Source organism: Terribacillus saccharophilus (assembly GCF_046592595.1).
GTDB lineage: Bacteria > Bacillota > Bacilli > Bacillales > Amphibacillaceae > Terribacillus > Terribacillus saccharophilus_C.
On sequence record NZ_JAWVPF010000005.1, the window covers coordinates 166,923 to 186,575 of the forward strand.

At 43.3% G+C, this 19,653-nt stretch carries 19 protein-coding genes; 5 read left to right on the plus strand and 14 right to left on the minus strand.

Translation table 11 applies throughout. The annotated features are described in order from the left end of the window. The first annotated feature begins 17 nt into the window (after window positions 1-17). Window positions 18-548 carry an HD domain-containing protein gene (locus tag SFC25_RS10125; protein ID WP_411215148.1) on the plus strand — a complete coding sequence of 177 codons (531 nt, stop codon included), beginning with the start codon at window positions 18-20 and terminating at the stop codon, window positions 546-548. 135 nt (window positions 549-683) lie between these two features. After that, window positions 684-1,202: a M15 family metallopeptidase gene (locus tag SFC25_RS10130; protein WP_411215149.1), complete on the plus strand. Its 519-nt coding sequence runs from the start codon at window positions 684-686 to the stop codon at window positions 1,200-1,202. A 570-nt stretch (window positions 1,203-1,772) separates the two neighbouring features. Here the strand turns inward: SFC25_RS10130 and SFC25_RS10135 are convergent. Both SFC25_RS10135 and SFC25_RS10140 read right to left on the minus strand, forming a co-directional pair. Beyond that, on the minus strand, window positions 1,773-1,961 hold the full coding sequence (locus SFC25_RS10135) for a hypothetical protein (RefSeq protein WP_411215150.1): 189 nt from the start codon (window positions 1,959-1,961) through the stop codon (window positions 1,773-1,775). 107 nt (window positions 1,962-2,068) lie between these two features. Next, window positions 2,069-2,842, minus strand: a complete 774-nt coding sequence (locus SFC25_RS10140) for an SDR family oxidoreductase (RefSeq protein ID WP_411215151.1) — start codon at window positions 2,840-2,842, stop codon at window positions 2,069-2,071. A 167-nt stretch (window positions 2,843-3,009) separates the two neighbouring features. Between SFC25_RS10140 and SFC25_RS10145 the strand changes: the two genes are divergently transcribed. After that, window positions 3,010-3,849, plus strand: a complete 840-nt coding sequence (locus tag SFC25_RS10145) for a methyl-accepting chemotaxis protein (RefSeq protein ID WP_411215152.1) — start codon at window positions 3,010-3,012, stop codon at window positions 3,847-3,849. An 11-nt stretch (window positions 3,850-3,860) separates the two neighbouring features. After that, the gene (locus SFC25_RS10150) at window positions 3,861-4,688 is read left to right on the plus strand and encodes a methyl-accepting chemotaxis protein (RefSeq protein WP_411215153.1); all 828 of its coding nucleotides are present in this window, start codon (window positions 3,861-3,863) and stop codon (window positions 4,686-4,688) included. A gap of 31 nt (window positions 4,689-4,719) precedes the next feature. Here the strand turns inward: SFC25_RS10150 and SFC25_RS10155 are convergent, their stop codons facing one another. The 10 genes from SFC25_RS10155 to fabI form a co-directional block, all read right to left on the minus strand. Next, the gene (locus SFC25_RS10155; RefSeq protein WP_411215154.1) at window positions 4,720-5,316 is read right to left on the minus strand and encodes a hypothetical protein; all 597 of its coding nucleotides are present in this window, start codon (window positions 5,314-5,316) and stop codon (window positions 4,720-4,722) included. Window positions 5,317-5,398: 82 nt separating this feature from the next. Beyond that, window positions 5,399-6,208 carry a histidinol-phosphatase gene (locus SFC25_RS10160; RefSeq protein WP_411215155.1) on the minus strand — a complete coding sequence of 270 codons (810 nt, stop codon included), beginning with the start codon at window positions 6,206-6,208 and terminating at the stop codon, window positions 5,399-5,401. After that, window positions 6,205-7,104: an alpha/beta fold hydrolase gene (locus SFC25_RS10165; protein ID WP_411215156.1), complete on the minus strand. Its 900-nt coding sequence runs from the start codon at window positions 7,102-7,104 to the stop codon at window positions 6,205-6,207. Before SFC25_RS10165 ends, SFC25_RS10160 begins: the two co-directional genes overlap by 4 nt. A 20-nt stretch (window positions 7,105-7,124) precedes the next feature. Continuing rightward, complete coding sequence (locus SFC25_RS10170; RefSeq protein WP_411215157.1) at window positions 7,125-7,970, minus strand: STAS domain-containing protein; 846 nt, start codon at window positions 7,968-7,970, stop codon at window positions 7,125-7,127. Between the two features lie 147 nt (window positions 7,971-8,117). Beyond that, a complete protein-coding gene (locus SFC25_RS10175) occupies window positions 8,118-9,050 on the minus strand; it encodes a nucleoside hydrolase (protein ID WP_411215158.1) in 933 nt (310 codons plus the stop codon). Window positions 9,051-9,178: 128 nt separating this feature from the next. Then, entirely contained in the window at window positions 9,179-9,724 is a 546-nt protein-coding gene (locus SFC25_RS10180; protein ID WP_411215159.1) for an RNA polymerase sigma factor, read from the minus strand. 3 nt (window positions 9,725-9,727) lie between these two features. Continuing rightward, window positions 9,728-11,515 carry a hypothetical protein gene (locus tag SFC25_RS10185; RefSeq protein ID WP_411215160.1) on the minus strand — a complete coding sequence of 596 codons (1,788 nt, stop codon included), beginning with the start codon at window positions 11,513-11,515 and terminating at the stop codon, window positions 9,728-9,730. A gap of 127 nt (window positions 11,516-11,642) precedes the next feature. Beyond that, complete coding sequence (locus tag SFC25_RS10190; protein ID WP_411215161.1) at window positions 11,643-12,539, minus strand: ABC transporter ATP-binding protein; 897 nt, start codon at window positions 12,537-12,539, stop codon at window positions 11,643-11,645. Next, on the minus strand, window positions 12,536-12,919 hold the full coding sequence (locus tag SFC25_RS10195) for a GntR family transcriptional regulator (RefSeq protein WP_411215162.1): 384 nt from the start codon (window positions 12,917-12,919) through the stop codon (window positions 12,536-12,538). The genes SFC25_RS10190 and SFC25_RS10195 overlap by 4 nt, the downstream gene beginning before the upstream one ends. A gap of 251 nt (window positions 12,920-13,170) precedes the next feature. Then, entirely contained in the window at window positions 13,171-13,953 is a 783-nt protein-coding gene (gene fabI / locus SFC25_RS10200; protein WP_411215163.1) for an enoyl-ACP reductase FabI, read from the minus strand. Between the two features lie 156 nt (window positions 13,954-14,109). Here fabI and SFC25_RS10205 point away from each other — a divergent pair, with 156 nt between their 5' ends. Continuing rightward, window positions 14,110-17,541: a hypothetical protein gene (locus tag SFC25_RS10205; RefSeq protein WP_411215164.1), complete on the plus strand. Its 3,432-nt coding sequence runs from the start codon at window positions 14,110-14,112 to the stop codon at window positions 17,539-17,541. A gap of 44 nt (window positions 17,542-17,585) precedes the next feature. On the opposite strand, the gene SFC25_RS10210 is transcribed toward SFC25_RS10205, so the two are convergent. Then, window positions 17,586-18,413, minus strand: a complete 828-nt coding sequence (locus SFC25_RS10210; RefSeq protein ID WP_411215165.1) for an aldo/keto reductase — start codon at window positions 18,411-18,413, stop codon at window positions 17,586-17,588. Further along, entirely contained in the window at window positions 18,391-19,590 is a 1,200-nt protein-coding gene (locus tag SFC25_RS10215; protein WP_411215166.1) for an MFS transporter, read from the minus strand. Before SFC25_RS10215 ends, SFC25_RS10210 begins: the two co-directional genes overlap by 23 nt. Between the last annotated feature and the right edge of the window lie 63 nt (window positions 19,591-19,653).

Genomic DNA, 19,653 nt, shown 5'->3' on the forward strand with positions numbered 1-19,653 from the left:
AGAAAGGAGAAATAAATATGAGAAAAGTGACTTTGGAGCAAATTTATACACATCCCATCGCACAGAAATACCTCGGTCGTTCCGGGCAGGCACATGCCATTGCAGTGGCAGAGCACGCACTCGTCATCAGTGAGAAAAAGAAGGTTGATCCAGACACGGCAGTCAAAGCTGCATTGCTTCATGATATCGGTCATTACGAATGGTATAGTGATGGTAAATGGGATTATGATTTGTATAAACAAAATGATATTCACGCTATCAAAGGCGCTGCTCGAGCACACAAGCTTTTGATCCGTTTAGGTGAAGATCCGCAGGCTGCCAAAGCGATATCCTTGGCTATCCTTTTGCACACAGACTCTTACCTTCCCGAGCACAATCTAAAACTTGACCCACTACAGCAAGTAGTAGCGGAAGCAGATACAGCAGATGAAGAAACAGGCGGTGCACATCATTACAAGACCATCTCTCAGCAAGAAGCATTGAAACGCATCCGGAAATTGGACGCAAGCATCGAGAAGCGCATGATGAGACAAGTCCAGACAAGCTGATCATGTCCGCTTCCTCCCCCCTTCCTTAAATCTCCTGATCTTCCTTTCAAAACTTCGCTTCAAAACGTGCAATCTAGCACCCATTCCGCTATGCTAGAATATAATATATGAGATTTATAAAGGAGAATAGCGAATTTGCACTGGAAAAGGATTATAGTAACTACTTTGCTAATGACAGTTGCAGCGTTGATCCTATTCGGCTTTTTGCATATAGAGCAGCTTCCGCCTAATCCATCCACTCCCGCTGATTCCATGAATGCAGATGACATTACCGGACTCCATCCAACAGTAGAAAAGAATATGAATGAATTGATAGAAAAAACTTCTGACGTCGGCATCTCCATCATCATTACGGATGACTATCGATCCAAGGAAGAACAAGACAAGCTGTACGCCCAAGGCAGGACAACGGAGGGACAGATTGTCACCCAAGTCCAAGGCGGGGAGTCCATGCATAATTACGGACTTGCTATTGACTTCGCTTTGGAACCGGAACCAGGCAATGTGATCTGGGACATGGAGTATGACGGGAATAAAAACGGCGAATCCGACTGGATGGAAGTAGTCGAAATCGCCAAGGATCTCGGCTTCGAATGGGGCGGAGACTGGCCAGGATTCAAGGATTACCCTCATCTGGAGATGCATATCGATTAAAGGAAAAAGTGCCTGATGGCGCTTTTTTTTCTTTATAAAAGGCATGCATTGAAAAATAGGTCATCATTAACAAAGTTAGGTAAATCAGAATGAAATCGTTTTGCGATTTAAATACCACTTACACTATAGCCCTTACTCCTTTCCCCATCCTGCTTCGGAACACAAAAATCAGTCCACTATTTTAGACCCTGCATGCAGAACATTTTATATGGAAGGATGAAATGAAAAAATCAATTGCCGTAAGTCTTACAATTATAGTAGAGTTCCTGCTTATTTGGCTGATTGCAATCACTTTTTCAATTAATCTGGTAGAAATACTTTTCTTGGCGGGTATATTTGTTTTTGCTGTCATATGGATACTCTCCTTAGCTGTCAGAAATTCCAGCAATCAGTCCCATGCTCACAATAAAGCTTTTCTCGTATATAAAACAGGAGATATACAACTTTTTCGTTTCCAAATATCTCCCGTCATAATGGGCGTTCTCCTATTTGTTCTGATAAGCGCGATCCTAACAGGGTTATATTACGCGTCCTATTTTTAATAAAAAAAGCGCCCTCATGGACGCTTTTTCAGTTAGCTATGACAAGATAGGTGCTAAAACTGATGATATAGATAGCAAAACAAAAAACAGCAACTCGCATGTAGTTACTCGTCAGGTCGAACAATACCTTCCATCCATTGGACAAGATAGCTGCTATAGTAAGCACAAAGGTAATTCCTAACATCATCATCGCACCAAGAAAGATAATATGCTCCATTTGGATTCTCCTTCTGTTTCTATACACTTTATAATAGAAGGAAAGCAGCATAAGCTCCTGTTGTTCCGGTAACATCATTTGCCAGGAAGTGACGATTTTGTCACTTTTTACAGCTCTAATTGAGACGGGTACAGCGTCATACCGCCATCAACGAATAATGTAGTGCCTGTGACATAGCTCGCTTCCTTAGATGCAAGCCACGCAGCTGCTGCTGCAATCTCTTCTGGTTTTCCAAAGGATTGCATCGGTATTTTTTTCATCTGCTTTTCTTCGTTTTCCGGCTTGGTATCTTCGTTCCGCTCCGTAGCGATTGTTCCTGGTGCGATGGCATTTACTCGGATACCTTTAGCAGCATACTCAAGTGCCATCGTTTCAGTCAACAGCTTGATACCGCCTTTAGACGCAGCATAATGACTGTCCGAAGGCTTCGGGATTTGCTGGTGCACACTAGACATATTGATAATACTGCCTTTTATATTGTTTTCCAGCATATGACGCAAAGCTACCTGGCCGCCTAAGAAAGTTCCGGTCAGGTTTACATCAATGACACTTCTCCACGTGTCTTCATCCATTTCATGATACGGCTGTGGTTTGCTAAAGCCGGAATTATTCACCATAACATCCAATCCGCCGTATTCGTCCAAGGCTGCATCAAGCAGTTTTTGAACCTCTTCTTTTTTAGAAACATCTGCTTGAATGACGATTGCTTTCCCGCCAGCTTCCCGGATATTTTCAGCAGCTTGATTTGCTCCATCCTCATCTCCATGATAATTGACAACCACATTCATGCCCTCTTGCCCAAATCGTTCTGCAACTGCTCTCCCTATTCCCTTGGAAGAACCTGTCACGATAGCCGTCTTTCCTCTCAAATCATCATACATGTAGATTTCCCCTCTCGGATTTATGTTCTTCTCTGCTTTTCCCCCAATCCATTCACTGGAAACTTTTCTACAAAATATGACAAAATAGGACTTTTTATAGTGAAGCGCTTCACTTTCTGGTACTTCTTACCGATATAAAGGAAAACCATGTGCAGAGGAGCTCGTTTATGAATTCTACGTTACAGGCAGTAGTCAATATTGCCCCAATTATAAAAGATACTCTAGGACCGACAGCTGCGATGGGTGTGCTGGACACGGAAAAGTTTATTTACTTTGCCCCTTCTACACTCTTATCACTAGGCATTGAAGTCGGCAGGACCAGATTGGATGAACATGAGGTCTATATGCGCGCAATTAAAGGGGAGCATATTGTCTTCGCTATTACAGAAGATTACGAAGCACTTGGAGCACCCGTTGTAACTTCCATTACCCCTATCCGAGATATGGAAACGAATGAAATTGTCGGCCTGTTATCACTCTCACGTACATTGGAGCATCAAGAGAAGCTAGACCAAGAACTTAGCAAATTGAACCAAGTGATAGATGCGTTGCAAGGTAAAGTGCAGCATGTTGCGGCTCAAGCTGAAGAACTGTCTGCAACAAGCAGTGATATCAAAGAACAAGCAGCCAATGCAAGCCAAAGTTCAAGCAAGATTGGTGAAGTTGTACAGCTGATCGAACAGATTTCCACACAGACAAATTTGCTTGGTTTGAATGCAGCAATTGAAGCGGCTCGTTCCGGTGACGCCGGCAAAGGCTTTGGTGTTGTTGCTGACGAGATCCGCAAGCTATCCGATAACACAAAGCAAGCTGTGCAGACAATCAGCAAATCCTTAATAGAAATCACTACTAGCGGGGAAAATCTGTCACAAAGCATCAGTGAAGTTTCTGCCTCCTCTGAAGAACAGTCTGTCATCATGGTCGAATTCATGGATGATATCCAAGCCTTAGATGAAAAAAGCAAACAGATTATCGAGACAATGAAGAAAGTTACAAACCAAGGATAAGGAGTCTCAACATGCACCCTACAGTTCAAGCAATGGTCCACCTAGCCCCAGAAATCAAGAAAAATATTGGAGAAAACAATGTTGTTATTGTTACAGATACAGAGAATTACGTTTACTTTTCTCCTTCCAAGGACTTGGATATTGGTATTAAACCAGGAGATTATGCTTTTGGAGAAGGAGCTGATCTTCTTCGCCAGGCTCTTAGCGGGGAACATGTACATGCACATGTTCCAAAAGAAGCTTACGGAATCGGCTTACAGAATTCAGCGACTCCAATTCGTGATGAAAACGGAGAGATTGTTGGAGTCTTCCAGATTACCAAGACACTAAAAGATGAAGAACTACTGGATGAACAGCTGGATGAACTGCGTGCAATTGTAAGCAGTTTGCAAGCCAAAGTACAGCATGTAGCTGCCCAAGCAGAGGAACTGTCTGCAACAAGCACGGATATTAACGGTCAGGCAGCTCACGCGAGTGAGAATTCCCAGGAAATCAGTACGGTGGTTCAGCTGATTGAGGATATTTCCACCCAAACGAACTTGCTCGGATTAAATGCTGCAATTGAAGCAGCACGATCCGGTGATGCAGGCAGAGGGTTTGGAGTCGTGGCAGATGAGATTCGCAAGCTTTCTGTCGGAACGAAAGAAGCTGTCGGAGCTATTGGCGATTCCCTTCAGGAAATCCGGTCGAATATGGAGAATCTGACACTCAGCATCGGTGAGGTTTCCACTGCGTCAGAAGAGCAATCACGTGTGATGGTGGAGTTCATGGAGGATATTCAAAACCTGGATAGCCAAAGTAATGATATTGGACAATATATCAAGGAAATTACGTACTAAAAAAAGCCTCCGTAAGGGAGGCTTTTTTCTTTTAGATAGATTGTTTGTTGTTAGGAGTAGCTGGTGTTGTTTTAGTAGTAGGTGTTGTAGTTGTCTTGTTGACAGGCGTGCTCTTCTGATCATCAGAACTGCTGCTGCCTTCATTTTTCGGTTTTGTCATCGGATTGCTTGGTGCGCTGTCCGGTTTTGTTTCCATTAGCTTATTAGAAGCTTCCTTCGCTTTGCTGCCTGCATTTTTCAGATCCTCTTTCACTTCTTTCACAGTGCCAAGGGCAGATTTAGAATCTTCTTGGACATCGTTCACGGAAGACATGATCTCGTTTTGTGCTTTATCATATACATTCTTAACATCGTTAGCTGCATCTTTCGCAAGCTCCGTTGCGTCCTGCACTTTGGACATTACCTGTTCCTTCGTGCCTTGCGGATCCTGTTTCGCTTCTTTTACAAAGCTGACAACTGTATCTTTTGCTACGCCGACATTTTGGAATACCTTTTGACGTGTCTGCTTGTTAAGTAAAACGATTGCCGCGCCGGTAACTGCTCCAGCGACTGCGCCAGTCAATAGTTTGGAACCTGCTTTTGCCTGTTCTTTCACTTCTTGCTTGTCTACTGTTTGTGCTTGTACCATTATGAACACTCCTTAGCTTTTTTGTTTACCGTATTGGTGTATAAATACCCCGTCCCAACGAAAGTAAACAATAAAACTGTAATTACAATGGCAGCGCCCTTTTTTGTTTCTGCACGAAATAGACCATTTCCTTGAATCCTATTTCCTTCAACCGCTCTTTTACTTTGTCAAAATCCTCGCCGATCCGGGATGGTATATGGGCATCAGAGCCGAAGGAAATGTCCACACCATAATGCAGTGCCCGTTCCAAAATCAGATCAGATGGATACCATCCACCCACCGCTTTCGTACCGCCGGAAGTGTTCACTTCGATACTGACTCCAGCTTCCCCGATCACTTTCAACGTCTGTTCGATTGCATGATCAGCAGGTATATCAGAAAACGCAGGATAAAAACCCTTCATTGCATCGATGTGGCCGAGCACTTGGAAGATGCCGCTTTTAGCCGATTGCTGGATCATATCATAATAGGTTTCTTTCACCCGGATGTGATCTGCTTCTGATAAACCATCCCATCTGCCTTGTTTGAAGATGTTCACTTTATCCACGTAATGAACAGAACCAATAATATAATCGAAGGGGTACTTATTGTAATAGCTTGCATATAAATCAGCATGCTGCGGGAAGAAATCACTCTCCACACCTAAGAGGACGTGAATCTGGTCCTTATATTTCTCTTTCAGATGAAGCACTTCCTGAACATACGCTTCAAATCCGCTGATTGGCATAGCAATACCCGGATACAGCTGATCTTCCTCGCTGTAGAAATAAGGAGAATGATCTGCTATCCCGATATAATGCAACCCTTTTTCAATCGCCGCCTTGATATAATCCTCTATTTGTCCTTCAGCATGTCCACATCTGTAATGATGCGTGTGCAAATCGAATGTCATACACCTGCTCCTTCGGCTACTCGAGTATTTTCTTCCAGGAATTCTTTTATCAGCATATTGACGATTTCCGGCTGCTCATGGTGTACCCAGTGCGTCGCATCATCGATATATACCAGCTCGTAATCTTGGCAGTACTTGACTGATTCCTGCGCCAGTTTCTTTAGAAGGAATTGATCCTTGATACCCCAGATAATCTTCGTAGGAACATGCACCATGACGGAATCCTTCTTGCCGTACAAGCTGATGTTGTCCTTTTCTGTCAAAGCTCGGTACCAGTTCAGCATGCCTGTCAGCGCACCTGGCTTGAACCATGCTTCTTTGTAATTATCCACATCCATCTGAGAAAACGTTCCTTCTTGGCTGAACTTTGTCAGCGCCATTGCGAGACCGTGATAGTCATTGGCTGCCAATGATTTTTCTGGTACGTCCTGCATCTGGAAAAAGGCCATATAAGAGCTCTTGAACCACTGCAGCGGATTGGTTGCGAGTATTTTCGGCATTGCTGCAGGATGCGGCATATTGATGGCAATGAATTTCTCTACATATTCTGGCCTTGTGACCGCCAAATGCCAGCCGACAGCCCCGCCCCAGTCGTGGCCAATGATAATCGCTTTTTCTCTCTGGAAAAGGCGGATCACTGCTACCACATCATCACGGAGCTCGTCCAGTACATAATTTGCAGTACCTTCTGGTTTATCGCTTAAATTATAGCCTCGCTGATCCAAAGCTAGCACCCGGAAACCTAGCTCTGCAAGCGGGACGATCTGTTCCTTCCACCCATACCAGAACTCAGGGAACCCATGCAGAAGTATCACCAATTTCCCATCATTCGGTCCAGCTGCAGCCATATGCAGGTTCATTCCATTCGCTTTTACCGTCAACTGCTCAACTCTCATCAGAATCCTCCTCGTCTATATTAACTGCGGGTCAATCCATAATGCGCCAATGCCTGCTGCAAGGAATTATAGAAAGAAATATCCTCCACTTGTCTATCTCCTCCTAGAGTCTGCGCCAAATCAGGACGTACACCGGAAACTGCACAGTTAATTCCGAGCATTTGCAGGATCTGCACCATTTGTCTGAGCTTTTCCCGTACAAGTGCTTCTGTAAAACTCGCTCCGGACATATCAATGAAAAGCGTTTCGACTCCTTTTTCCTTACAGGCTTGCGGCATATGTTCGACGATCAGCTCCGCACGCTGCACGCTTATTTCTCCAACCAACGGAAATACACCGATGCCTTTCATAAGTGGAATAACAGGTGAACTAGTCTTATGGATTACTTCGCGCTGGCTTTTGATTTTCCTGTCTATCAGCTCATAATAAGATTTTGTAAAATTATTGATAACCTCATCTAATGCACGGTGGAGATTCTTCGACCATCGAATGACCATAGCAGGTGTGATATCCTGTTTATGCTCTTCCGTGAATGATTCAATGAAATCCCAAATAACCGTTCCTGATTTCCCGACCGCCTGCAGCACTTCATGAATAGGTGTATTAGTCTTAACGCGGCTATTCGCAACTTTTTCCACCCATGTTTTGAGATTTTGGCTATATTGCTCTTCATCCTCTAAAATTGCACTGGCAACTGTGACGATTGTCATCCGGTGCTGTTTTCTTAATTTCGCACGCATCTCTTTCCCAGCATCATCTGCATAGATCGAGTTTTTGTAGTCGTATAATAAACCGGCCCATCGATCTGTTATATGAGGAGCGTTATCCATGATGTAGTTATATAGTGCCTCGTTCATACCTGGCATGCGATTCACCCTCATCTTCTTCATTTGCTTTTATTATAACGGAACCGCCGAAGCGCTTCTATCTTGAGCATATAAAAAGAGTCTGCCGAAGCAGACTCCCTGCATATGTATATATCCGCACGTAAAAGGATACCCCCATGTAACATTTCAGGCGCGGTTCAGTATGTCAACCAGTAAATTGAGAAAACGATCTGCATCAACTTCCATACAGACATGAACATTCTCCGATTTACCCCATTTACCTTGGCGATCCCAAACAGTCAGCCCATCACAGTAAGTGCTTGTTGTTTCAACAGAGACCACGCATGCCCTCCTTTTAACCAAGGTTGGATCTATCAGTACGCCTACTGCAAGCGGGTCATGCATGGCACAAGCCCATATACCATTCTGCTCGTAGAAAGCTTTCCTGTAAGTTGCTGTACTGGTTGATACAAAATCGTGTACCGTCGGATTTTGGATAGCTTTAATATGCTCTTCCCTGAGCAAGGCTTTCTTCGTGACATCCAGTCCCACTTGAGTCAGTTTCGGTATACCGGCTTCCAGTACAATGCTGGCTGCTTCTGGATCAGCAAACATATTGAATTCTGCTACTGGCGTGACATTACCAATGCCATTGATAGCCCCACCCATGTAGATTACTTCCTTCACATGGTCGACAATGGCAGGGTTTTGCTTGATTGCCAAAGCTAAGTTAGTGAGTGGCCCTGTGCACACAAGTGTTACCTCACCAGGATTCTCCATGATTTTTTCAATCATGAATACAGCTGCATTACCTTCTGCTATCTCCCTGTTTGACACAACATCCTGTAATGCACCTCCAATACCATCTGTTCCGTGTACTTTGTGCTCAAAATGCGGCTTGCGCTTCAAAGGAGAACTGCTGCCTTGTACTACAGGAATTGGTGGTGCCTCAATCAAGTCCAGTACTTTGCAGGTGTTCATAGTAGCAGCATCCAATGATACATTTCCACATCCTGTAGTAATGCCGATAAGCTCCAACTCTTCACTCTGTACAGCTAATAGAATGGCGATTGCATCATCTATGCCTGTATCCACATCTAAAATCAGCTTTTTCTTCATAAAACACCTCAAATACGAACATTATTTAGTCAACATGACTACTTTCACCCAAATTATACACTTGATTACACCTACGAAAAAGATAAAGTTCGTAAAAAAGGTACAAATCTCACATGGATTTGTACCTTTTAGGCATATTCTATTTGTTCCCGCTGCTGTTTTGCCTGTTTGATCGCAGACTTGGCACGGTATAACCTCGTCTTTACCGTTGCTTTTGGCAAAGCTAACGAATCCGCAATTTCAGCTTCTTTCATCTCTTTTATATAACGCAGCGTCAGCACTTCCTGGAGTTTTGGCTTCAGCTTTTGAATATCCTGTTCCAGCTCCCGTTTCGTCTCCCGCAGCTCAATCTCCTCGATCACGATGTGCTCGAGATAATGCTGCTCCATTTCCCAGCTAGCCAGCTCGATACTAATGAACTTGCGTTTACCTTCTTTTCGAAGCATGTCAATGGCCGTGCGAGAAGCAATCGTTGCCAGCCATGCACCAGCCTTCGCCAAATCCTCCAGCTTATCCAGATTCCGATAGGCCTTGATAAACGTCTCCTGCGCCGCATCCTCCGCCAGCTGTGGATCGCGCAGCACCTTCTGTGCTGCGCGATATACCCGCTGATGGTAGAGCGAATAGATATGCTGAAACACCGACTCCGTCACATATACACACTCGCTAGCCACGCTTTATTCCTCCAGTTGGTTTTTGATTGATTCGGGGAGATCATTGTATTCGATTGAGTATTCAGCAGAAATATCTGATTCACCATTAAGTTTGATTCCCACGTAGTATGAGTCTTGTTTTCCGCTATACTCGATAAGATGGTCAAATATATACTTAATGTCTTTTTCGTCCTCTACTTTCAATGTATTTTCATAGTCATAATCGTCCAATTGCAGAAAATCGATATCTTCCGGCACAATACGGATATCCTCATATAGTCCTGCATCTTTCAAAACCTTAACCGTATTTTTATAACTGTCATCAAATGACGCATAATAATATATATCTGGGTCTTTTGTTAGGAAATCAAGTGTATATGTTTGCATCTTGTCTGGATTTATTTGTGTATGCTCACTGTCAATGTCCTTCTTAAGAGCTTCTAAAAGTGCATCAATTGTGCTTTGATCAGAGATGGTTGGACCATCGGAAGGAATTAAATTCGATTGCAAATTTAGTGCGTAGATAGCCTCTCTATCAACATTGAACACTTGATTATTCGCATGCTTGTATTGGCTGGTACTTTCAATCTCGTACTGTAAATCTTTCAGTTCCGAGTTTGCTTCCAAAGAATACGCATAGGATCTAGCTATTTTTCCGCCATTTTTCAATTCATACACAATGAATGTATAGCGAGTATCATCATAAGACTCAGCGAATTGACTGTTAGAAGTTTGGATAACTTCTTTCTGTAATCGCTGTACCATTTCAATATCATCTTCTTCTGTAAAATAAAGCGGTTCTATTCCTGGTTGGATATAATTTTCGTCTCTGCTATAAATAAACTCATCACCAAAATAGACTCTCTCTACTTCACTGACCTCTGGAATATTATTTTCATAGCTTTCTTTAATTAAAAAGACAACTAGAAATACGGCGACTAGAAAGCCAGCAAGAAACAAATACGATTTATAGTTGCTATAAATCCTCCATGTTTTTTTCAAAATAGCTTCGGCTACGATGAATCCAAGCAAAGAGCCCGCTAGGTAGCCAATCACAGTCCAGCTCATGGATCCAGTCATTTGGTGGAAATATAAACCTCCTGTCATCATGAAACAGAAGGTCAAACCAAATCGAAAGACAGGTTGCATAAATGGGTAAACAATAGCCTGAGAGGTATACTCCAATCTGCGATGCACGTAAAGCCAATAAGCACCTAGATATAGGAGAATACCGGCAGCAGCAAAAATACTAATCATTAACCAAGAGATTCTATGCTCAGAAAGAATGATCCCCATAAAATAACTGATAGGTGAGAATTTTACCACTGCGGCATCCAAATAGTAATCTAGAGGGAAACCAGTTAATAAAGTTCTCAAATTATAAAATATCAATACCATGATTCCAGCCGGAAACAAAACAAAAATATAGGTCAAGACAACATGCATAGATAATAAGCCTGTAACCATACCAATAAAGTTTGCCGCAGTGTAAATGAGCACATTCAGAAATAGCAATACACATAACCAATACAAGACATTCATTCCATTATAATAACTACCCATGCCCGTAAATGCTTGCATAGCATATAAGATAATTCCATTCATGAATATAGGTAATGTCAGCAAAATCAATCCAGTAGCTGCATGGTGATGCATTAATGCAGATCTTTTGATTGGCATACTATGAACGAAATCAGACGTCTGCTTTTTATGCAAATAACGGAATAACAGTATTCCAAAAAATACTGGCACAGTAATAGACAGAATCCATTGAAATTCAGGCAGATAAAGAAATAGACTTCCTTTCTCCATATACCTCCTTGTTTCAAGGTTTGTATACTCGAATATGATTTGCAGCGGTAATATAACAAACAAAGCCAGGAAATACAGTACACTCAGCCAGCCCGTCAGCCTGACATCATAACGGATGATTTGTTTCTTAATCAAGGATGTTTTCGATGGCATAGCCAGCACCTCCCATTTCATAGATAAAGATTTCTTCCAGGGATAGCGGCAGCATATCCAGTACGACTGGATTTTGTGCTGCGAGTATTTCTTCTAATTCCTGGTGGTCTGCTTTGACGATCAGCAAATGAATACTTCCTCGCTTTTCCTGGTGAAGGATATTCAATTTTTCTAAGAAACTCATATCCTGCCCTTTACGCAAGGCGAACTGAACCTTTTGAACCTCTGTTTTCATATCATCCAGATTCCGTTCAAGGATCATTTTTCCTTTATGCACAATTCCGACGTCGTCACAGAGGTTTTCCATTTCCCGCAGGTTGTGAGAAGAAATAAGAACAGTCATTTCTCTCTCCGCCACGTCGTTGATGAGCAGACCTTTGATGCGCTGCCGCACAACAGCATCCAATCCATCCAATGGTTCGTCCATTATCAAATAATCAGGCTTCGCTGCCAATGCCAGACAGAAGGCCACTTGGCGCTGCATCCCTTTTGAAAAGGTAGAGACTTTCTTGTTCTCCAGTTTGAATTGGCTGATCAGCTGGTCATATCGCTGCTGGTCCCAATTTGCATACATATCAGCGTAATATTGTCCCATTTGCTTCACCGTATATTGCGGAAGAAAATAAAGGATATCCGGCATGAAGATGATGCGCTGCTTTAACGCTACATTTTCAAATACCGTCTTGCCGTCAACCAGGACACACCCTTTGTCTTGCTTCAGGATACCGGCAAGAATACGCATGATCGTCGTTTTCCCAGCTCCATTCGAGCCAAGCAGCCCATATATTGTGCCTTTCCTTACCTGGAAACTAACTTGATCCAATACTTGCTTACGGTCAAATTTCTTACTTATTTCTACAGCTTTGATCATGTATCGCTTCCTCCCCCATTACGCAGCTGCTGCTCCACTACATTTCGAATTTCATCAGCTGTCATGCCTATATACAGTGCCTCTGTCAGCAGTTTTCTCAATTCCTCCTGCATGTGCTTCACCTTTTGCGGATCGATCTGTGTACTAATCGCGTTCACGAAACTTCCCCGTCCCTTCACGGAATAAATCAATTCTTGATTCTCAAGCTCTCGGTATGCTTTCTGAATTGTATTCGGATTGATCGTCAGCTGCTGGGCAAGCTCCCGTACCGAGGGAAGCTTCTCGTCTGTTTCCAGCACTTGATTGATGATCAGTTCCTTGAACTTATCGACGATTTGTTCATAAATCGGCTTGCCGCTTCGCAAGTCAAGTTCAAACATGTATTCACCTCATTCAGGCTTGTGTATTAACTGTATTAGTTATAGTAGTACACTTGATACACCAAAGTATACACCAGCGTTTTCCATTTGAAAAGCACTTTTTTCCAAAAATAAAAAAGCCAGATCATAAGATCTAGCTTTTCCTATAAATCATTATGAATCAGTAGCATGAATTCCACTTTTCGTTCGCCCGTCATTCAATATAGAAAAACCCGTCCTAATCAAAATTAGAACGGGTTTTAAGGATCAGATTAACCAATACCGATGATATTGAAGCCAGCATCCACATATACAATCTCACCAGTTACACCACGGGAAAGGGCACCAAGCAAACCAACTGTCATATCGCCGACTTCCTCAGCAGAAACATTACGGCGAAGCGGTGCAGTATGTTCCACTTTTGAAAGGATGTCATTGAAAGAAGGCACGCCTTTTGCAGCCAATGTACGGATAGGACCTGCAGAAATAGCGTTAATACGGATGTTATCCGGACCAAGATCATTTGCCAAGTAGCGTACGCTTGCTTCCAGCGCTGCTTTTGCAACACCCATGACGTTGTACCCCTGCAGCACACGGTCAGCACCAAGGTAGCTCATAGTCACGATGGATCCGCCTTCTGACATTAGCGGGCGGACAGCTTTTGCTACAGCTACTAATGAATACGCACTTGTATCCTGTGCAAATGCATAACCGTCACGGGAAGTGTCGATGAAATCACCTCTCAAATCTTCTTGATGTGCATGGGCTACGGAATGTACAAGACCATGGACAGTTGTGAACTTGTCTTTGATTTCTGCAAACGCAGACGCGATGCTGTCATCATCATTTACGTCACATTGAATGACAGCTGCTTCCATTTCATTCTTCTCCAACAGTTTGTTCAGCTTTTTAGCAGAACGTTCCTGGCGATATGTAAAGATCAGCTTTGCACCAGCAGCGTATAGAGATTGCGCAACGCCCCATGCGATACTGCGATCATTCGCTACACCCATGATGACGATGTGCTTATCCTGTAATTGTAGAAAATCCTTCATTTTCATTCTCCTTCTAAATGAACAATATCGTTCACGTTTTCTACCGCTTATCATAACAGAAAACAGTAATGAAAGAAACGACACGCCTGTTCAGACAAGTTACACTTCTATATAATAAGGTTTGGAAATAACAACCAAATAATGCGAGGTGAAAAGATGGATACTACGCCTCCAAATAAATCCGGAGACAGCTTTGATAAAAGACTTCAGGATTTATATGAGCAAGGCTACATATCTGAAGCAGTATTCATAAGTGCTCTGAACGGTAATCGAAGAAAGCGGCTTGATGATGCTTCAAAACGCAAAGAAGCACAGACGCAAAAAGAAGCATTGCCTATGCAGCAAACGGCTGCTGCAGTGCAAACGCAAACTGTACCAAAACAAGCTGTATATGCAAATCCGACCTTAAAAAAACAAAAGACTCCCGAGCAAATCCGGGAACGCAATCTCACTATCATTCTTGTCCTCGGTATCATCATGCTTTTCTTTGGCGGGTTATATCTCGGCACTTCCAACTGGGGAAATTTCTCTTCTTTCGGAAAAGTGCTATTAATCAGCTTGATTCCTTTCCTATTCGCAGGCTTGAGCTATATAAGCTATAAAGTCCGGATTCCGCAGACAGCCTTTGCTTTCTTAATGCTCGCGGCCCTGTTTGTACCGATTGTCATATTCTCGGCATCTTATTATCAGCTGTTTGGCAGCTATTTGTCCTTCGGGGGTGATGGGGCAGCCTTGATTGGGACCATAGCGGCATTAAGCTGTACAGCGTTGTACTATACGGTGGCAGCACGTACAGGATCCAAAGCATTCATCTGGGTTACCTATGTCGGCATATCATCAACGTTGATCTCAGCACTGCTGTATGTAACGACTACATATAGCGCATTTCTATTCTGTTTACAATTAGCCAATTTGCTGCTTCTTCTGTTCGAGCGAACACTCCGGGATTCATTCAAACTTCAGACACTGCAGCGTTACTGGCCATATTATCTGCAGATGAAGCTTGGAACAGAAGCCATTATCACTATTATTTTGATAAGCGGCGCCATTACGTATGATCTTACTTTACTGGTGATTGGCATAAACGCATTGATCCTTGCCGCCAAAAACTTCAGCCGACTCTATCATCTTGGCTTTCTCGCTTTCACCTTGATTGGCAGCATTTTGCTGCTTTTGGAAATCGATTCATATTTCAACATGTTCCTAGGGCAATTCATCAGCTTAGGCTTCATTCTCGTTCTTTTGACATGGAATCTGCCTCGCTGGCTGCAAGTAGTCTATGAATCATTCATCCATGCAATAAATGGCTTTCTATTAATCTTTTTCACAAGTCTTCTTTATTATTTCGAATTCAATTGGGCGTACTTGATCGGGATTTTATTCTTACTGGTCCAGTATACGATTTGGACCGCTGCATCACGCAATATCCATTACAGCTATCCAAGCGTCGGACTGTTCCTGCTTGTCGTCTATTGGCTGCTTTACATGGTGGGTGCTCCAATCTGGATCCGCACAAGTGCGCTTTCGACATTATGTTTCATTGGGCTAGCATACAGTTATATTTGGCCGAAAAAGATACCATTCTTGAAACCATTCCAAGGCACGATCAACTGGACAGCTGTGGGATCAGTCATCCCTATTTTCCTGGTGAATCATAGCTATAGCTATTATGAGGCAAACAGCTATTTGCTGCTATTAGTGGCTGCAGCAGGGTTCTTCTGTTACGGAAAAGAAAGTGCGGAAGTTGTGCTCATCAGTAAGATTATTACTCCGATCAGCTTGATTGCAGCATTACTGCTCGGAGGTTACCGTCTGTATACCGAAAATGAATTCTACCATGAACAAGTTGGTATCTCAGGACATGCAACTTTGATTGCATTGGTTGCTATCGCAATCGCATTCCTTTGTCGAAAGTATCGTTACCAGCCATTGTTTCTATCGTTTTTCCTTACCGGTCAAATCTTGCAGAGCTATGCTGTCCTGCTCGCCATCTTTTCGTGGAATCAGCCAGCAGTCACCGTTACGATTGTTTCCCTAATCAATGTCGGTATTCAATTAATGGCTCTTAAGGTCTTTCGGAGGCATCCATTATGGGTGGCGATACTCGGTTCCATCATCGTCACGTATGCATCATTGCAAGACTTATTCGGAATGGAAGACCCAAATATACTAACCGCTTATATGCTGTTATGCGGTGTGCTCTTCTTTGCAGCCAGCCTTTACATCAAGAAGAAAGCTCCAATCGGTTCGGTCTACTTCTTCTGGTGCAGCCATGCTTTGATCATTTTCGGCATGTTATGGGTATTGCTTGCGCAGCTGTTGGATCTTGTTCCGCCTGTTTGGCTTCTTATTCCGCTCGCCCAATTTGCGTTGTCTGCTCAAATTGCCGCGAGATTGCCCGAAAAGTATATATTTGCAAATGCCAGTATCTTAGTCGTCTTCCTTATCTCGATTACCCATCTGGATCAGTACACAAATTGGAACCATCAATTTACATTGGCCGCAGCTTTTACAACATGCTGCATTGCCTTGGTATATGTGCTGCTTCCTAACTGGCGTCCCTTACTGCGGATCAGCTTGATAACTGCCTATAACACGATTCTGCTGTTCGCATTAGCAGAGCTTACGGTTCTTTTCTCCTGGCAAATCATCCTGCTTGCCATCCTTGTCGGGATAATTGCAATCTATCAACAGCATCAATTGCGGTTAAGCATCGTTTCCGTTTGTACATTGCTGTTACTTCTGGCTATTTTGCTCCTTTACGGAAGCATCGGCCAAGAAATTCGAACCGCTTATTTACTGCTTGCTGGTGCGATAGGATTAGCTATAACCAGCTTCAGCAACTATCAATCTGTTGTTGCCGAAGCAGATAATAATTCTGCATTGAATAGGATGGATGTATATCGGATTGCCGCTATTGTTTATACTGTCGTTGGCAGTCTGGCAGGTATCGCAGCTTACGGTTCAGGCATTGCTGATACGCTGTTCGGATTGACAGTCCCAGCATTGTTATTCGCGATCAGTATATATACAGCACCAGCGGCCGAAAAAAGATATGTACGGCTGGCAGCCATCATGTCCTGCTTATACCCTTATATACTCGTACTGCAAGTTGCAGACATAAGCCCATACTTGACAACAGAGCTCTATGTCGTGCCGATTGCATTATTAGTTCTTATCATCCTGCGGCTGTTTTTCTATGATCCGGATGTGACACCGCATGTCGAGTTAGTTTTACTTACAATTGGATTTGGTATCTTGGTGCTCGATGGACTGTCAACGATGACGATTTATGACGCTCTATCCCTTGGCAGTCTTTCTTTACTGGCCGCTGTCATTGGTTTCTTACGGAAATATCGTGCGTATTTCCTGACGGGTACGATCACTGTTGTATTTAACTTATTCTTCAACACGCGCACCCTCTGGGGCAGTGCACCATGGTGGTTATATCTTATTGGAGCAGGCCTCCTGCTGATTGGCTCTGCCAGCTTTATCGAGTACCAGAAACAAAAGCATGACAGAACGACCGAATCACTGCTGCAGGCCAGCAAATCCAAGTGGATCAAATGGTTCAAGCAATACAGATAAAAGAGAGGCAGCTGTCTGCTTAAGACAGCTGCCTTTCTTTTATCTTAAAAATCGAATTCATCCGGATGTGGTCCGCTGCGGGTACCATCATCCAATTGGTCCAAGCGTTCCATATCTTCTGGTTGTAATTCAAAATCAAATACATCCTTGTTTTCCATAATACGTTTGTCTGTCATGGATTTTGGTATCGTGATGACATCATGCTGTATATCCCAGCGAAGCACAATCTGAGCCGGAGACTTTCCATATTTATTAGAAAGCTCCTGCAGTAAAGGCTCTGCCAGCAAGTCTCCGTTCATAAGCGGGGACCATGCTTCCAAATGAACACCCTTTGTCTTCGTGTATGCACGCAGTTCTTTTTGAATCAAGCGAGGGTGGAATTCTACTTGATTGACCGCCGGCACGACAGATGCGGTACTTAATAATGTTTCCAAATGATGTACTTGGAAGTTGCTTACTCCAATCGCTTTTACTTTCTTCTCTTGATATAGCTCTTCCAATGCTCGATAGGCTTCTGAGAATTTATCTTTCCCTGGCCAATGGATCAAATAAAGATCAAGAAAATCCAGCTGCATTTTTTTCAAGGACTCTTTATAGGCTGCTTTTGTTTGATCAAATGTCAGCCCAGCATTCCACACTTTAGAAGTAATGAATAGCTCTTCTCTTTTTACTAACCCTGCTTCGATTGCCCGGTTAATTCCTTGGCCGACGCTTGCTTCATTTCCGTAAATAGCAGCTGTATCAATGCTGCGATAGCCATGTTCGACTGCAAAGTAAACTTTGTCAGCGAGTTCCTTTCCATCTTCGACACGGAAAACGCCGTAACCTAGCATCGGCATAAGATTGCCATTATTGAGCTTTACTGATTTCATGAGATATTTCTCCCTTGTTTTCTAATTTTCTTGATATAGCTGTCAAACCAACTGCTGCTGCAACCATGATGGCCGCTACCCAGCTTGTATGAAGCAGACCTAGCTGCTCTGTGATGACGCCTCCCAGATAGGAACCGAGCGCAATCCCGGCATTGAAAGCTGCAATATTCCATGCAGAAGCAATATCCACCGCCTGCGGTACAAGCCGTTCAGCAAGCACAACGATATACGACTGCAGGCCCGGAACATTCATGAACGCAAACAGCCCCATGAGCAGAATAAAAACCAAACCAAGTTCTTTCACAGGCAACGTGATATACAAGACTGCTAGTACGATAGCCTGTATAGCAAACATATAAAATAAAGCGTGAACAGGCCGTCTATTTGCCAGCTTGCCGCCAGCGATATTGCCGATTGCTACCGCCACACCATATACGAGCAGCAGCCACGTCACAGTTCCTGGCTGAAATCCGCTAATTTGCTGCAGAAGCGGTGATAAATACGTAAAGACGACGAATGTACCGCCATAGCCAAGCGCTGTAATAAGAAGGACAAGTAAAATAGGTACTGACCGCAACAGACTGGTTTGATCTTTGAGACGTACTTTCACGCCTTTAGGTAATGTATTTGGAAGCAATGCAAGATTAGCCAAACCAGCGATAAGACCAATCACTACAATAAAGATGAATGCAATTCGCCAATCCAGCTGCTGACCAATGAAGGTGCCGAATGGAACTCCTGTGATAGTTGCAACAGTAAGCCCTGTGAACATGATGCTGATTGCTCCAGCACGCTTATCAGGCGGAACCAAGCTCGCAGCAATCGTGGATCCTATTGACATGAATACACCATGCGCAAGAGCTGAGATGAATCGTGCTATAAGTAAAACAGTCATATTAGGAGCAGCAGCGGCTATACTATTACCTATCAAAAATACGAGCATAACCAATAGGAGCTGCTTCTTTTTTGGTATGCTGGAAAGCATCGGTGTCAGGATCGGAGCACCGACAACAACCCCGATTGCATATAGGGATACTGTAAGTCCTGCCGCCTGCACTGATGATTGAAAGTCATCCGCTATCAGCGGCAACAGACCCACACTGATGAATTCTGTTGTGCCGATCGCAAAAGCTGTGATTGCCAAAGCGATCAGGGCAAAAGTTTGGTTTCCTTTCATATTACATTTCCTTTCCAATTCTTTTATCTCCCGCATCAGCCGGAGTAATGTTATTATGTCGTA

Bases quoted from the DNA above. Each gene is read 5' to 3' on its own strand.
- SFC25_RS10125 (WP_411215148.1), top strand. From the start codon at position 18: ATGAGAAAAGTGACTTTGGAGCAAATTTATACACATCCCATCGCACAG.
- SFC25_RS10135 (WP_411215150.1), bottom strand. From the start codon at position 1,961: ATGGAGCATATTATCTTTCTTGGTGCGATGATGATGTTAGGAATTACC.
- SFC25_RS10140 (WP_411215151.1), bottom strand. From the start codon at position 2,842: ATGTATGATGATTTGAGAGGAAAGACGGCTATCGTGACAGGTTCTTCC.
- SFC25_RS10145 (WP_411215152.1), top strand. From the start codon at position 3,010: ATGAATTCTACGTTACAGGCAGTAGTCAATATTGCCCCAATTATAAAA.
- SFC25_RS10150 (WP_411215153.1), top strand. From the start codon at position 3,861: ATGCACCCTACAGTTCAAGCAATGGTCCACCTAGCCCCAGAAATCAAG.
- SFC25_RS10155 (WP_411215154.1), bottom strand. From the start codon at position 5,316: ATGGTACAAGCACAAACAGTAGACAAGCAAGAAGTGAAAGAACAGGCA.
- SFC25_RS10160 (WP_411215155.1), bottom strand. From the start codon at position 6,208: ATGACATTCGATTTGCACACGCATCATTACAGATGTGGACATGCTGAA.
- SFC25_RS10165 (WP_411215156.1), bottom strand. From the start codon at position 7,104: ATGAGAGTTGAGCAGTTGACGGTAAAAGCGAATGGAATGAACCTGCAT.
- SFC25_RS10170 (WP_411215157.1), bottom strand. From the start codon at position 7,970: ATGCCAGGTATGAACGAGGCACTATATAACTACATCATGGATAACGCT.
- SFC25_RS10175 (WP_411215158.1), bottom strand. From the start codon at position 9,050: ATGAAGAAAAAGCTGATTTTAGATGTGGATACAGGCATAGATGATGCA.
- SFC25_RS10185 (WP_411215160.1), bottom strand. From the start codon at position 11,515: ATGGAGAAAGGAAGTCTATTTCTTTATCTGCCTGAATTTCAATGGATT.
- SFC25_RS10190 (WP_411215161.1), bottom strand. From the start codon at position 12,539: ATGATCAAAGCTGTAGAAATAAGTAAGAAATTTGACCGTAAGCAAGTA.
- SFC25_RS10195 (WP_411215162.1), bottom strand. From the start codon at position 12,919: ATGTTTGAACTTGACTTGCGAAGCGGCAAGCCGATTTATGAACAAATC.
- fabI (WP_411215163.1), bottom strand. From the start codon at position 13,953: ATGAAGGATTTTCTACAATTACAGGATAAGCACATCGTCATCATGGGT.
- SFC25_RS10205 (WP_411215164.1), top strand. From the start codon at position 14,110: ATGGATACTACGCCTCCAAATAAATCCGGAGACAGCTTTGATAAAAGA.
- SFC25_RS10210 (WP_411215165.1), bottom strand. From the start codon at position 18,413: ATGAAATCAGTAAAGCTCAATAATGGCAATCTTATGCCGATGCTAGGT.
- SFC25_RS10215 (WP_411215166.1), bottom strand. From the start codon at position 19,590: ATGAAAGGAAACCAAACTTTTGCCCTGATCGCTTTGGCAATCACAGCT.